We start from the raw sequence: 509 nt of genomic DNA on the forward strand, positions 1-509 counted from the left end.
GTGGTTGCGTTACGTCATCGGTCATATACAGGACTGGCCGGTGAACCGGGTCCGCGATCTGCTGCCATGGAAGGTCGAGCTTCCCTCTGCCTGAACGTCAATACGGTCTGAATGCGACGCTTACTGTTAACTAGAAAGTTTCATTAGTTTTCATCCACCCAAGTTGCGGAAGACCCACTTTTTACCCGTTGTTGACAAGTGCACCCCACCTCTGACATTTCGTGCAGTTGTCTCCTGAAAATGACAGGGTTGATGTCATGTAGATAAACAGTACCGGATTCTGCCAGTTCGGTATAGGGATACCCAAAACGGACAGAGCGATGAGACACTAATGCCGCCTCATAAGGGTTTAAACCAGATTTACGAGACGAGTAGCATTCGACATCTAAATAACTGATCCTAATACCGCTACACTTTAGCCAGCCCATGTTTTCCCCCGGGGAATGGGCTGACGGTATTCATAAAGTGATGGACCTTTTTCAACAGTTGCCACATTGAACTGCACTGGT

Annotated in this window: 1 protein-coding gene; it reads right to left on the reverse strand. The window is 48.1% G+C overall.

The genetic code is table 11. The features are described from left to right. Positions 1-408 precede the first annotated feature (408 nt). Positions 409-509, reverse strand: a 101-nt coding sequence (locus F7Q90_RS27530) for a hypothetical protein (protein ID WP_249042848.1), incomplete at its 5' end; no start/stop codon positions are given.

It is taken from the genome of Pantoea stewartii subsp. stewartii, from assembly GCF_008801695.1.
GTDB lineage: Bacteria > Pseudomonadota > Gammaproteobacteria > Enterobacterales > Enterobacteriaceae > Pantoea > Pantoea stewartii.